The organism is Nitrobacter hamburgensis X14 (assembly GCF_000013885.1).
Lineage (GTDB): Bacteria > Pseudomonadota > Alphaproteobacteria > Rhizobiales > Xanthobacteraceae > Nitrobacter > Nitrobacter hamburgensis.
Window position 1 is genome coordinate 3,231,210 of sequence record NC_007964.1, and the last position, 13,167, is coordinate 3,244,376.

The 13,167-nt window shown below is 59.9% G+C and carries 11 protein-coding genes and 1 pseudogene; 5 read left to right on the plus strand and 7 right to left on the minus strand.

Going from position 1 to position 13,167, the window contains the following annotated elements:
- Window positions 1-77 precede the first annotated feature (77 nt).
- Together NHAM_RS15090 and NHAM_RS15095 are read right to left on the minus strand one after the other, a co-directional pair.
- Window positions 78-1,133 (minus strand): response regulator transcription factor, encoded by a 1,056-nt coding sequence (locus NHAM_RS15090; RefSeq protein ID WP_011511372.1) that lies wholly within the window; start codon window positions 1,131-1,133, stop codon window positions 78-80.
- 214 nt (window positions 1,134-1,347) lie between these two features.
- On the minus strand, window positions 1,348-1,881 hold the full coding sequence (locus NHAM_RS15095) for a hypothetical protein (protein ID WP_011511373.1): 534 nt from the start codon (window positions 1,879-1,881) through the stop codon (window positions 1,348-1,350).
- 162 nt (window positions 1,882-2,043) lie between these two features.
- On the opposite strand from NHAM_RS15095, the gene NHAM_RS15100 reads away from it, so the two are divergent.
- The 5 genes from NHAM_RS15100 (at window position 2,044) to NHAM_RS15120 (ending at window position 9,262) form a co-directional block, all read left to right on the plus strand.
- Complete coding sequence (locus tag NHAM_RS15100) at window positions 2,044-2,595, plus strand: hypothetical protein (RefSeq protein ID WP_011511374.1); 552 nt, start codon at window positions 2,044-2,046, stop codon at window positions 2,593-2,595.
- A gap of 149 nt (window positions 2,596-2,744) precedes the next feature.
- Window positions 2,745-3,758 (plus strand): hypothetical protein, encoded by a 1,014-nt coding sequence (locus NHAM_RS15105; RefSeq protein WP_245269909.1) that lies wholly within the window; start codon window positions 2,745-2,747, stop codon window positions 3,756-3,758.
- Window positions 3,759-3,903: 145 nt separating this feature from the next.
- Window positions 3,904-5,823 carry a hypothetical protein gene (locus tag NHAM_RS15110; protein ID WP_011511376.1) on the plus strand — a complete coding sequence of 640 codons (1,920 nt, stop codon included), beginning with the start codon at window positions 3,904-3,906 and terminating at the stop codon, window positions 5,821-5,823.
- A gap of 41 nt (window positions 5,824-5,864) precedes the next feature.
- On the plus strand, window positions 5,865-7,880 hold the full coding sequence (locus NHAM_RS15115; RefSeq protein WP_011511377.1) for a type I secretion system permease/ATPase: 2,016 nt from the start codon (window positions 5,865-5,867) through the stop codon (window positions 7,878-7,880).
- Window positions 7,881-7,918: 38 nt separating this feature from the next.
- A complete protein-coding gene (locus NHAM_RS15120) occupies window positions 7,919-9,262 on the plus strand; it encodes an HlyD family type I secretion periplasmic adaptor subunit (RefSeq protein ID WP_011511378.1) in 1,344 nt (447 codons plus the stop codon).
- Between the two features lie 16 nt (window positions 9,263-9,278).
- Here the strand turns inward: NHAM_RS15120 and NHAM_RS15125 are convergent.
- The 5 genes and pseudogenes from NHAM_RS15125 to NHAM_RS15145 form a co-directional block, all read right to left on the minus strand.
- A pseudogene (locus NHAM_RS15125) lies at window positions 9,279-9,992 on the minus strand (sulfite exporter TauE/SafE family protein); the annotation flags it as partial.
- Entirely contained in the window at window positions 9,932-10,450 is a 519-nt protein-coding gene (locus tag NHAM_RS28285; RefSeq protein WP_011511379.1) for a hypothetical protein, read from the minus strand. The gene NHAM_RS28285 and the pseudogene NHAM_RS15125, both read right to left, overlap by 61 nt.
- A gap of 6 nt (window positions 10,451-10,456) precedes the next feature.
- Window positions 10,457-10,813 carry a winged helix-turn-helix domain-containing protein gene (locus NHAM_RS15135; protein WP_011511380.1) on the minus strand — a complete coding sequence of 119 codons (357 nt, stop codon included), beginning with the start codon at window positions 10,811-10,813 and terminating at the stop codon, window positions 10,457-10,459.
- 218 nt (window positions 10,814-11,031) lie between these two features.
- Complete coding sequence (locus tag NHAM_RS15140) at window positions 11,032-11,823, minus strand: TOBE domain-containing protein (RefSeq protein WP_011511381.1); 792 nt, start codon at window positions 11,821-11,823, stop codon at window positions 11,032-11,034.
- 431 nt (window positions 11,824-12,254) lie between these two features.
- Window positions 12,255-13,151, minus strand: coding sequence for a molybdenum storage protein subunit alpha (locus NHAM_RS15145; RefSeq protein ID WP_011511382.1), 897 nt, complete (start codon window positions 13,149-13,151; stop codon window positions 12,255-12,257).
- Window positions 13,152-13,167: the final 16 nt, after the last annotated feature.

Below are 13,167 nucleotides of genomic sequence, written 5' to 3' on the forward strand. Positions count from 1 at the left end.
TTACGACACCAGATCGACCGGAAAGCCTGTCGATAGCATCATCACGCATTGTGGCGTTCGACTAAACTGACCCATCCTCACCTGTTCGACGCCGACTTTTGATCCACTAACTTGTCAAACAAGCTGCTTACCATCATCGCGACCTCAGTCCGGTTCCGGGCCTTCAGCTTGCGCATGATATGACGGATATGGACCTTCACGGTGCTTTCACACATGCCGAGTTCATAGGCGATCTGCTTGTTCGCCCTGCCGCGGCAGAGTGCCTCGACAACCATGATCTGGCGCGCGGTGAATAGCTGGTTTTCGCCGTTGCCCGCATTCTGGAACGACGACATCACACTGATCGGCACAAACGTGCCCCCCGCCTCGACCAGCCGCACGGCTTCGACGGCGATACCGAGCGTCATGCTGGTTGGAATATAGCCACGCGCTCCGCTCTCGATGGCACGCATGATCCGTGAACCATCCTCGACATCGGAGACGATGATCAGAGGTGCGCTCACGGCAACACGCGCGAGGCTCTCGACGTCGTCGGAATCGTTTAACGCTTTCTTTTGGCGGGTCTGAACACAGAGAAGGATGACCGATGGGGCGGGAAAATCATTCTCGACTTTCATCCACTCTGACAAAGTCGCGAACGCGAAAACCGCATGACTGACATACTTGGCTTGCAAACAATACACGAGACAATCACGAACAAGTGCTCGCTTATCTATAATGATAATTGCGTTTCTTGCGGCCTTTGCCTCATCGCTGAATGAATCGTCCGTTCCGTTGAAGCGTTGAGCGTTGCAGCCGTCGTGGTCGAAGTCTGCAGCGCGCGGCATGGAAACTGAAGAGAGTTCGGCTGCGAGAGGTCTTGGGCGGGCCTGCCAAGGAGGCTCCGCATCAACCGCCCCCGCAGCAGCGTTTTGCAGGTGCGCCCGATCATGTCGGAGCTGCTGTGGCGGGGACGCCCCGCATGACGCACTCCCGACATTCAGTTGCGGCCGAAGATCGAGAGAAGGACGCGGGTAGATTGTCTGGGCCGGATTGGCCATCGCGTGCGTTGTTTGATCCGCCCGGGCGGCGCCTGAAATGAAATGGTTAGACAAATGGACGCTATCAGAAGAGTGTCGTTGGTTCGCGCTCATTAGGTACCCCTAACTCAACCCGTTTCGAACGCTGTAACGGACAGGCTGTTCCACCCCTACCCGCTCAAATCCTTCCGTCTTCAGCTTTCCTCCGCAACGACTATCAAATAGGCCATCCAGGCTGGTGTCCCCGCCTGACGGGGGCAAATCTAATCGATTTCTAGCTGTCGGACTATATCAATATTGTTCACGAATTTGGGTTCCATTGAAACTTTTAGGTCAACCTCGCCAACGGAAGCCCCGCAATGTAGGCGTCGAAAGCGTCGCCCCAGTTGCCTGTAACCGGGCTCAATGCCGCGCTCATGTTGCGGCTATCATCCACGAACGAATTCTGTCCCGCAGTTGCGTCCTGCCAAGGCTCGTATCCGATCGAGGCGACTGCTGCTGCGCCACACAGACGCGAGGCAATCATCGTCGCGCTGTAGCATCCATGCTGAAATTCCCGCGGATGAGACTTGCTGAGAGTGAGAGCGTCCTCCCCGATCAAATCGGCATCCATGCCCGTTATCGCTCGCCAGGTCTGTGACTGAACAAGACTCAGATCATGATCCTGCAAGGCGCGGCTTTCGATTCTGGCGACAATGGTAATGAGCGTCAGCATGAATCCGACGAGGTAAGGATCGCGCCACGCGATATCGGGAATGCCGTTCAGGGACGCGCGACTTCGCTCAACCAGTGGGCCGATCGTCGCCACCGCCGCCCGGCGCCCTCTCCTGACCTCCGCCATCGCAACTGCCCAGCGCAGCATTTTCGCCTCCTCCGCTTAGGGAGACTTGTCTTCTCCCCTATCCTACGAGACGATGGCGCCGCTGGACAGAGCGCTTGTCGGTCCGCCGCCGTCATCGGCTAACGCTTTCGGCGCCCTTAACGTTGCAGGCATTGAGCCTGCCCTCGCTTGCGATGCGCGACCATGACCGCCAGCAATCTCCCTCCGAAGCCCGACTTCGCCGCGATCGAGGCCGCAGCGCCGGAATCGGCGGATCGCCGGACGATGATCCTGGCGCTGATCGGGAATCTGGTCTTCAACTGGTCCAACAACGAAAGCCTGTTCATCTACGTCCTAATGCTGCTTCTGAAGGTCGATCAGGTTTCGGCTGCGATTGTGTTTGCGACCTTGAATACCACCCGGGCAAGGCTCGACCTCATCCAGCGGCTGGCGCGGACCAAGATCAAGGATAAGGCGCTCAGCAAGGAACTCGATCGCCTGATCGAGCGCTTTAACGACGGCACGCACATCCGTAACGAATTCAATCACTGCATGTATACCGTCGATAGCAGCGGTGAGATCTCGCATACGCAATCCATGCGCCTGGTCCAAACTCGCAGCGCCCTTCGATTCGGTGAAACCAAGCCGCTGGACGATGCGCGCATCCATGAGATGGCGGAAGCGGTGCGCGAAATGGCTCGGATCAACCGGGAAATCTGGGATTTCCTGCCGCGGCTCGAAGCTCATTTGCGATAGCCGCGGCGGTACATCGCAAGCCGATCGCTACCTCCACCCACGAGCCGAAGCCGTAGGCTAATACGCCTTTCGGCTGATAACGCCTCTCCTCAAGTCGAATCCGAATCTCCCTAAGGGCAGCTAGCCCTATTGTTGCCGTTAGCAGAGCCTTGTGGTGCGAAATTGGCCTCTGTGCTGATTTCGCTGCCGGCAGAACCGGCGTATCAACCGCATCGGACCTCGACAAGGCCGCTGACGTAGAAGATTGGCGCGCTTTCGTCGCGACGATGCTCCACCAACAGGAGCCTACCATGGGCGATCCCAAGAACCATCACAAGCACGACGACGATCCCACGCAGAACCAGGACCAGGCGCAAGCCAATCTTCAGGGCCAGATCCAGGGTCAGGCCAATCTGCAAGGCCAGCTTCAAGGACAGGGTCAAGGACAGGGCCAGGGCCAAGGTCAGGATCAGACCCAGACAGCCGCTCAGTCGCTTTATTCAACCAACGATAACCTGAACGGCAACGGGAATCTGAACGGCAATGGCAACTGGAATGGCAACGGAAACGATAACTGGAACGGCAACGGAAACGACAACAGTAACAGCAACGATAACAGCAACAGCAACAGCGATACCAACAACCTTAGCAATTCGCTGAGCAACAGCGACTCCAATCATCTGGACAACAGCATCCAGAACACCGTCGACAACCATGTCAACGTGTGCGTCAACGTCGACCTCAACCTCGACGCCAACAGCCTCAGCCACCCGGTCATCGACCTCCACGACCTGACCACCACTGACTCACTGGTTATGCCGGACGTTGTCTACCAGACGCTGAACGGCGGCGGGAACCAGTTCAATATCGACCAGGTCAACAATCTGATACAGCACAATGACGTCTCCGATCCCTCGGTGTCGTTCAGCGGAAGCCCGAGCGACTATTTGGATCCGAGCAGCGGCGCCTCCTTCCACATGGATGCGCATGATGTCCATGGTGGCGCGGTCTCGGCCGGCGGAATGGGCAACCTCGATCACGGCAGCAGCGGCATCAACGCCGACGCAGCGGTAACGCAATCGGCCTTCAACCAGACCATCACCCTAGGTGCCAACATCCAGTTCAACAGCCAGACGATCACGGCGGGCCACGACGGCTTCACCGACGATCATCACACCGGCTAACCTGCCTTTCGGGCCTGCGCGGCAATCGCCGCGCAGGTTTTTTTGCCCGGCTAACCAATACTGCTCCGAAATTCTGAGACTGCGATGGGCGCTCGCGGAACGGGGACGTTTTGCGTGCCTGAAGGCCTGAAGGCAGGAGGCTCTCATGATGCCCGGCGGTATAACCGAGATCATCTGGCATTTCGCAGGATATCTTCGAATCTTCGACGACATAGCCCGCGACCGCATTGCTCTCGACGAAGGCGATTATCGCTCCGATACGCAGGACTATACGACCCCCCGGCCTCAATTCACGTTCACGCCCACCGACGACCAGATGGATAGTCGTCCTGTCGGTATCCAGGCTGCCCCGGCGATTGACGAGTCAAATCACCGCCTGCCGCTTTCGCATCTCCATCCAGCATCGGAATTCCATCTCGACCGGTTTGGCCCATCCCCCGCGCACGGCATTCTGACGCCGATCAGTCCGGGTACTGGCGGTGGTGGCGGCGGCGATGTCATCAGGGTCGTCTACCAGGAGGGCGGCGAGCAGAGTGAGATCCAGACGCATCAATTCAACAATATGTACAATGACGATGCACTGGTCGGGACTCACGATACCAATCTGTTGATGACACTGGAGGCGCAAGCCGACCATGCGATTGCCCGGATGATTGCCGGCGCCGATGCGGCATTGCCGACCGACTGGTACGCACCACAGCATACCGATGCACTTCCGGCTTTCGTCGCCGCGCACGATCAGGCCTGGGCCGATCGCGGCGGCACGGCCGACCCGCACTCGGTCACGCCCGGATATTATCTGAACGGCGAATTGCAAAACCCCGCGCCGACTCCGCCCGATCAGCTTCTCGCTCCCACACCGACACCGGTACCTGATCTCGGCCATGGTCTGGGTCAGTGGGCGCTCGACGGCGGCAATACTGCCAGCAACGGCGCCTATATCGTCGACCTGACGGATTCCGCGCGAACGATGCTCGTGATGGGCGACTACTTCAAGACCAATGCGATCTTCCAGACCAATTCGTACATGGACAACGACCACGTCACGGTCGGAGGAACCGGAGCCAGCATCACGACCGGCGGCGATCAGGCCACCAACATCGCGGACTTCGTCCAGCATCCCGGTGTCTATGAGACAATGCCGAGCTATTTCGCCGGCCCAAACTGGTCCGTCGATGTCGTGCATGGCGACTACTTCAACGTTCGAGCGCTGGTGCAGAGCAATTATCTCTCCGACAACAACGTGACGATGCAGAGCAGCTCGAGCACGCACTATGAGGTCCATGCGGGCCAGAACGAGCTCGGCAATTACGTGCTGATCAACGACGGAAACTTCAACTACGACCTGGTCATCGTCGGTGGCAGCTATCACGGCATGAACGTGATCTTCCAGAACAACATTCTCTACAACAACGATACCGTCCAGATCGCGGGCAACGGGACATCTCCGAGCCAGACGATTTCCACCGGGGACAACCAGCTCACCAATGCCGCAACGATCGAGAACTACGGCGGCACCAAAGCTCTGGCGTGGAATTCAGATTTCAACGACCTCATCCACAATATCTCCGGTGGGGCAACAGAACTCGACCCCTCGTTCGGGCAATTGATCGCCGGCAACGGCGGCACCTTCCATATCCTCTATGTCACCGGCAATTATTATGACGTGAACGCGGTCTGGCAGACCAATATCGTTTCCAACGCGAACATGGCGATTCAGCTCCAGGGATCTCCATCGGCTGTCACGGCCGGCTACTACGGCGACAGCATGGCGACCCAAAACGTCGCCACGGGCGGCAACGTTCTCAGCAACGACGCCGCTATCGTCGACGTTGCAAACACCAACACCCATGTCAACGGACAGGCCTACGGCGATTCCATCCTGATCCAGGCCAATCTCGTGAACCAGGATTCGGATCACGTCGCCCAGACGAATCCCCAGGCCCTCGTCCCAGAAGTGATCGCCTTTGTCGGGCAGGACGACGCATCCCACAATTCAGATCCGCAGCATCACGCAACCACGGCGCTTCCGCACGACGACCCGATGGCCGGTGTACTCCACTAAATGGACCAGGAATCGAAACTTGTCGGTTGAGGAGAGGCGCAATGAGTCTGAGCGACAATCAAGCCATTGCCAATCCGCCGGCGGATTCAGGCGATCGTTACTCGAAGGACGCGCTCATAGCGCAGGCCAGAAAACTGACGCAGAAATTATGGCGAAACCCGTTTGAGAAGCCAGCCGAAACGCTCGATGCACGAACGGACATAACGCCGGCACCCGCCCCGCCGAGGCGGAATGGAGCCGAAAGTCCTCTGGCACCAACGAACGGGCATGCTCTTAACGGCAAAGGAAATCTCAACGGTGGCGGCGGCGGTGGCGGCAATCCGCAATTGCGCAAGCGTTCCGGCGACAACGAATTCCGCGACGTCCTCGGCAAGGGATTGGCTGCCGCACGTCGCAACCTGATCACCGTCGGCATTTTCTCGCTTGTCGTGAATCTTCTCGTTCTTTCCATCCCCATTTATCTGTTCAACATGTCGGACCGCGTGCTGACCAGCCGAAGCGTCGATACGTTGATCATGCTGTCGTCGATCGTCATTCTGGCTATCGCAGCCCACGTTCTGATGGACATGCTGCGCCGCTTTATCCTGATGAGAGTTGCCGTCGAGACCGAGGCCCGCCTGGGCGGCCCGGTGCTGAGTGCTGCGGCGAAATCGGCACAAAACGGCTCGAGCCGGGAGTTTCAGACCCTCGCCGACCTGCAGCATTTGCGCGCATTCATTACCGGTCCGGTCCTGCTGACGATCTTCGATGCTCCGGTGACGCCCGCTTATCTCGCTGTTGTGTTCCTGATCAACCCGCAACTCGGACTGATCGTCCTTGTATCGAGCGTGTCGCTGGTTGGAGTCGCGCTCATCAACCAGCGCGTGACCGCGATACCCTTCACGCGGGCGAATGCCTTCGGAACCCGCGCCAACCTGCAAGCGGAGGCGATGGCACGCAACGCCCAGGTGATCAACGCGATGGGCATGATTCCGGAAGGCGTCCAGGTCTGGGGACAGGAGACGGTGGAATCGCTCAAGGCTCAGGTCGCCGGCCACGACCTCAACATCATCATGACCGGCATTTCAAAGTTCCTGCGACTGGGGACCCAGATCACCATACTCGGATGGGGCGCCTACCTCGCACTGGAGAGCGAACTGACCGGAGGCATGATCATCGCGGCATCGATCGTCGCCAGCCGCGCCCTGGCGCCCCTTGAAGGCACGATCGAAGGATGGCGCCACTTCGTGCAGGCGCGTTCGGCCTACAGCCGCATCAAGACCCTGCTTCAGAGTTCGCCGCTCAACCTCGAACGGTTGCGATTGCCGCGTCCGGAGGGCCGCCTCAGCGTCGAACGCATCCTCTACGTCCCTCCGCCGAACAAGAAGGTGATCCTCAACGGCATCAGCTTCCAGCTTGAGCCGGGCGAATCCCTCGCAATCGTGGGACCTTCGGGCACCGGCAAGACCATGCTGGCGCGAATGCTGGTCGGCTCGATCATTCCGACCGCCGGAAATGTCCGCCTCGACATGATGGACCTGCGCAATTGGGACCCGCGCCAGTTCGGCGAAAGCGTCGGCTATCTACCGCAGGAAGTTCAACTGTTTCCGGCGTCGATCAAGGCGAACATCGCGCGTATGCGCGCCGACGCCATCGACGAGGACATCTTCGATGCCGCTGAAACCGCCGACGTGCATGAAATGATTTCGGAGCTCGCCCTCGGCTACGAAACCGTGATCGGCATGGACGGCAGCCCTTTGTCGGGCGGGCAGCGGCAACGGATCGGCCTTGCGCGCGCCTTCTACGGCAACCCGCGATTGATCGTGCTTGATGAGCCGAACGCTAATCTCGACGCCAACGGCGAACGCGCGCTGGCGAAGGCGCTGGTGCGCGCCAAGGAAAAGCGGATGACCGTCGTCACCATCACGCAACGGCCGGCGCTGCTGCAGAGCGTGGATAAGATCATGATCCTGCAAAACGGCTCGGTGCAGGCCTTCGGAACGCGCGCCGAACTGATTCCGCTGGTGACGGGCCACAAACAACCCAGCGCTTCGGGACCGCCAATGCTCGACGCCTGATCGCGGGGACGGACGGACATGAGCCTGGAGAGGCGACCATGAGCACGACAATGACAGGCGATCAACCCTGGCACGTCGATCTGCCGCGCTCGACACGCGGCCACACCATCGCGGGCATGGTGATTATTGCGACGACGATCATGGGATTTGGAGTCTGGGGCAATACTGCACCGATCGCGGGTGCAGTGGTGGCGTCGGGCGTGTTTGTGGCTACCGGCCAGAACAAGACCATCCAGCACCTGGAAGGTGGCGTGATCAGCGACATCATGGTTCACGAGGGCGATACCGTGGAACCCGGTCAGATACTGGTCAAGCTGGACCGGACCACCGCAAAAGCCGAGATGCAACGGCTCTTCCTTCGCAACGCGCGGCTCACGGCCGTCGATGCCCGCCTGCAGGCGCAAGTCCGCGAGGAAGCGGAAGTTAACTTCCCGCCTGACTTGGCGCCCGATTCAAAGGATCCGCAAATACGCAGCATCGTCAGCGCCCAGCTTCTGGCCTTCACCGCTCAGCGCAACAATACCAACAGCGAAATTGCCGGAATTGAGGACAGCATCAAGGCGCTGAACGAGCGCATCGCCGGATCCAAGGTTCAACTCGCAGGCGTGAGGCGCCAGATCGCGCTTGTCGAAGAGGACATCAAGACCAAGGAACACCTGCTGGCCGCAGGACTCGTTCGCAAGCCTGACGTTCTTCTTCTGCAACGCAACCAGGCCAATCTCGAAGGCGAGGTCGGCCGTATCATGGGCGATATCGGCGACGCCAAGGAACGGATCGCTCGCGCGGTCGAGCAGATCAATGGCGTGCGGAAGACCGCCATCAAAACCGCGGTCGAGCAGATGCACGAAGCGCGCGGCGAACTGGTCGACGTCCGCGAGCGGATGCTGAGCGCTAGAGGCGTTCTCGACCGAACCACGATCCGCGCGCCGGTCAAAGGCGTCGTCGTCAAATTGCGATTCCATACGCGCGGCGGGGTGGTCGAGCCGGGCAAGCCCATCATGGAGTTGTTGCCGCTCAACGAGCCATTGATCATCGAGGCCCGGGTGAGACCGCAGGATATCGACTCGGTCAAGCACGGTCAGGAAGCCATGGTTCGGCTGACGGCGCTCAGCCAGCGTGTCACGCCGATGGTTTCGGGAGACGTCATCTACCTCTCCGCCGATACCGTCGCCGACGAGAAAAAGTCGCAACAGCTCGGGCCGAGCGACATCTATGTGGTGCGCGTGAGGCTTCACAATTCGGAAGTCGCGGCAATCCACGGTTTCAATCCGACGCCAGGCATGCCCGCCGAAGTCTTCATCAAGACCAGCGAACGGACTTTCTTTCAGTACATCATGAAGCCGATCGAGGACAGCATGTCCCGAGCGTTTCGCGAGAGATAGAAGCCTTCCTGTTGGTTTATTGGTGCCGCCAGATCTTGACCGCCGATACCAGCAATAGCGCCGCGAGCAACGGCAGCAAGACGTATGTCGGTACAAGTCCAAGCAAGAGTCCGCCGATGAACGTCCCAATCATCGATCCAGCCGCCATGACCAGTAGGAATCCCCCATTCTTGCGCAGCACGCCGAAGCTCTGATCGCGGCTGTAGCGCGTGAATCCAACAAGCATGGTGGGAAGGCTCACCGCCAGTGAAAGGCTGCCGGCCAGCTTAACGTCCGCGCCGAACAGCAGGACCAACGTCGGGATCAGGAACTCGCCGCCGGCCACACCAAGAAGCGATGCGACCACACCGATGACGAATCCCGCCGCGATCCCCGCGACGATCTGTATCCAGCCGACGAAGAGCGGCGCTCCTGCGACCGTATCGTGTGTAAAGAGCAGCAGGCCTGCGATGACCACCAACAAGACGGCGATCACGCGGTAAAGCGTTTCAGACTTCAGGCGGGTGGCCCATTCAGCGCCGGTCCATGCGCCGATGAGGCTGCCGGCGAGGAGGTTCACAATCACCGGCCATTGAGCTGCGACGTCCGCCCACGGCACGGTCCCAGCGCGGAAGGGCAGCGCCGTCGCCACGACGACAAGGCTGGTCGCTTTATTGAGGATGACCGCCTCTAACCCACGGAAACGGAAAAGGCTGATGAGCAACGGCAAACGGAATTCCGCACCGCCAACGTTCCCGTAATGGGCGCGCGGATAAGCGTGCCGTCGATCATCGCCACGGGTTCCCCGGCGGATACAGGATCGCCAATCGTCCGGGCCGACGACAGAAGCCCGCTTGCCGGCGCGTACACGATGCGCTCCCGGCCAACGCCTTCAATGGCGCATGGTCCGCCGGCCAGCGGCAAGGTTGCGCCTTCGTAGACGACAGAACCAAGATGCTCGCGAGCCGTCACTCCTTCGAGGGTCGTCTCGCCATCGAACATGGCATCCGCAAAACCCATCATCCGCCGATGTGTTACGGGGGTCGGGTCATCGAGGATGACAACAGAGCGTCCGGCTTTGAACAGCACCCATGCCACCGCCGAACCGACATCGCCGATGCCACGGACCAGTACTGAAATTGTCATGAAGAGCGAGACCTTTGATCGATATAGCCATAGAACTATATCGCAATAATCAGGTTTCGCCAATGTTTGTTACGTGCGTTTGCCTGCAGCAAGGGCCATCAGCACGGAGAGCTGTTTGGCCGCGGCCTTCGCCGCGCTGGCCTCGATGCGCCGAAAGCTGCGAACAACGTCGCGACCGGTCGCAGTCAATTGCGCGCCACCGCCGGCTTTGCCACCTTTTGTTGAAACGACGAGCGGCTCCTTGAAATACCTGTTCATGGTGTCGATGAGATACCAGGCGCGCTTATAGCTCATGCCGAGCTGCCGCCCGGCGGCAGCGATCGAACCCGTTTCGTCGATAGCCTGAAGGAGGTCGGCCTTTCCCGGACCGAGTTGCGTTTCCGCGTTGAGAGTGACGCGAACGAGAAGCGAGGGATAATTGGACATCGGTTATCTCGGCTAAGTGCGCGGATTGGCAGGGTCTGCCGAGCGCATTAACATTATAAAGCATCTCCGCCCAAGATGAGCGATAGGCCGAGCAGTCTTGTGGCTGGCGCGTTCAACGGCCCGCTGGAAGTAGCGGTCGCCATCGTCGTGGCGCTGCCGCTCGTTCTGCGGCCCACACACTCAGGCCGCCGCTCCGACGAGAAGAGAGTCAGCCGCAGTCAGTTGATGGCGATGATGACGTGCGCCGCATCGAAAAGGGCGAATGCGGGCTTTCCTGGAGCGAGGCCGAGCGATTTGGCGCTGTGCGCAGTGATGCTTAATGCAAGCGTCTTGCCTGCGCCGATATCGAGGACGATCTCGGCGCTCACGGTGGATGTCTCGCATCGGCTGACGGTTCCACGGATGCAGTTGCGCGCGGACGTCTTCGGCGCTGCCTTGCCTGTAGCGATAGCAACGAATGGCGCCTTGATCAGCAGGGTCACCGATCGACCGGTGCACAATCCAAGCTCTTCCATGCTGGCGTGCGTGACAACCGAATAGATCGTCGTTTCCGGCGAGACCGCAATTTCGACCTCGGCGCTCAAAGCATCGGACACGATATTGATGATGCTGCCGCTGATCGCGTTGCGTGCGCTGGTCTTCATAAGAAATCCCGAGACTAGATCCAGTGGAGAAACGCCGGCCTCGGCAAGTTCGGGCTCGATCGTGCGCAGGACACGCACCATCTCCGCTTCCATTCTTCTAAACGCCTCGATGACGGAGTGACCGGTCGGCGTCAGCGTCGCGCCGCCGCCGGCACGGCCGCCAGCGCGCCTGATGAGCAACGGCTGGCCAAAAAGATTGGCCATCGCATCGAGACCGTCCCACGCCGCTTTGTAGGTAATGCCGATCGCCCGTGCGCCGGCCGAAATGCTGCCCTCGCGCGCAACCGCCTCGAGCAGCCTTAACCGCTCGCGCCCGACCGCCGGAACGTTCTCGCTCTTCAAGGTGACCAGCGCTTCGATCGTCATGCACGCTCGCTTGCGTTATATAGACTTGGTAAATAACGCATGTTGCGCCGCAGCGAAAGTCTAATTTGCAGACGGAAGAACCCTTTGTGGCCTAAGCTGGAATATCCAGGAGGCCAAATATAAGTAATCTCGGCAATTCTCGTGGCGCGATCGCGACCGCCACAAGTGCGACGCCGTGGTCAATCATCCGAGTAGTTCGCTTCGATCAGCGCCGCATTTATCCAAATTAAAACGGGTCGGAGCTATTGCTCCGACCCGTTTCTGCGGCACTGGATCGATACGGTCGCGAAGGCGGGACCGAGGCGCTTAGAGCCTTTTCGCTTCTGATGGAATCAGAAGCGAGGCTCTATGATTTTGAATTGACGCGTTTTCTTCACGCGAACCGGTGCCCACTTCGCTCGAAAACGCTCTAATTGCTACACGGCTGGAAATTATGTGTTCAGGCCGTAAGCGCCGGTGTGAATAATCGTCCCGACGTGCTCGCCTCGCAGCGCGGCGGTGAGCCGTCCCTGCACGAGCCCGTTGACGACCTGCACGCGCTCGATGTGGCGCGCGGTCGCCATGACCTCGACGAACGCCGTATCGACGGGGAGCGTGCCCTTGAACTTTGCAAGATCGTCGGCGCTGGTCTCGCGAAGCAATTGCGCCTTCTTTCCGTCGGGGCCGTTGGGGTCGGCGGTATACACGCCATCCACGTCTTCCACGATCGTGAGGCCAGCCGCTCCGAGCGCGTCGGCGAGCAGAAACGCGCCCGTGTCAGCGCGGTGAGGAGGGATACGAGAGCCCGGAAACTCGTGGTGGTGATACGGAGGAAAGCCGCTCCCGACGACCGCGCGGGCCGCGGAGAGGTGAATGGCAAGTTGGCTGGCAATGGTCGGATGCTCGATGTAGGAAACCCCCTCGGGGGCGAGCAGAGACGCGAGAATGTGACCATTCTGGCCGGCCTCGCTCGCGGCGAGCGGGGCGAGCGACCCGACCGGCAGGCCGAGATCGAGGCCGACGCCGTAGACATGGCGGGCGCGGATGCCGGCGCCGGTCAGTATGAGCAGACGGTGCTCGGGCAGGAGTTTTCGAATCTCGTCCACGATCGGGAGAATCGCGTCCCGGCCGCGATCCATGATGGAGCGGCCACCGATCTTCACCACTTGCAGCCAGGGCAAGAGCCGGATCGGTCGCTTGCCGGCGACAGGGCTGGTAAGTTCGCCGTCGAGCAGGGTCTGACGCGCGAGCGGCGAGGCGACGTGCTTGATGGTGTTGGTAACCGGTATGAGATTCGTGGTGCCGATGTCCGGCTGCGGTTTCGTGATCGCGGCGTATGGTGCGACCATCCGGGACAGAGGCACC

Coding starts and splice junctions, on each gene's coding strand:
- NHAM_RS15145 (WP_011511382.1), bottom strand. CDS start 13,151: ATGGTCGCACCATACGCCGCGATCACGAAACCGCAGCCGGACATCGGC.
- NHAM_RS15140 (WP_011511381.1), bottom strand. CDS start 11,823: ATGACGATCGAAGCGCTGGTCACCTTGAAGAGCGAGAACGTTCCGGCG.
- NHAM_RS15120 (WP_011511378.1), top strand. CDS start 7,919: ATGAGCACGACAATGACAGGCGATCAACCCTGGCACGTCGATCTGCCG.
- NHAM_RS15115 (WP_011511377.1), top strand. CDS start 5,865: ATGAGTCTGAGCGACAATCAAGCCATTGCCAATCCGCCGGCGGATTCA.
- NHAM_RS15100 (WP_011511374.1), top strand. CDS start 2,044: ATGACCGCCAGCAATCTCCCTCCGAAGCCCGACTTCGCCGCGATCGAG.
- NHAM_RS15095 (WP_011511373.1), bottom strand. CDS start 1,881: ATGCTGCGCTGGGCAGTTGCGATGGCGGAGGTCAGGAGAGGGCGCCGG.
- NHAM_RS15090 (WP_011511372.1), bottom strand. CDS start 1,133: ATGAGCGCGAACCAACGACACTCTTCTGATAGCGTCCATTTGTCTAAC.
- NHAM_RS15135 (WP_011511380.1), bottom strand. CDS start 10,813: ATGTCCAATTATCCCTCGCTTCTCGTTCGCGTCACTCTCAACGCGGAA.
- NHAM_RS15110 (WP_011511376.1), top strand. CDS start 3,904: ATGATGCCCGGCGGTATAACCGAGATCATCTGGCATTTCGCAGGATAT.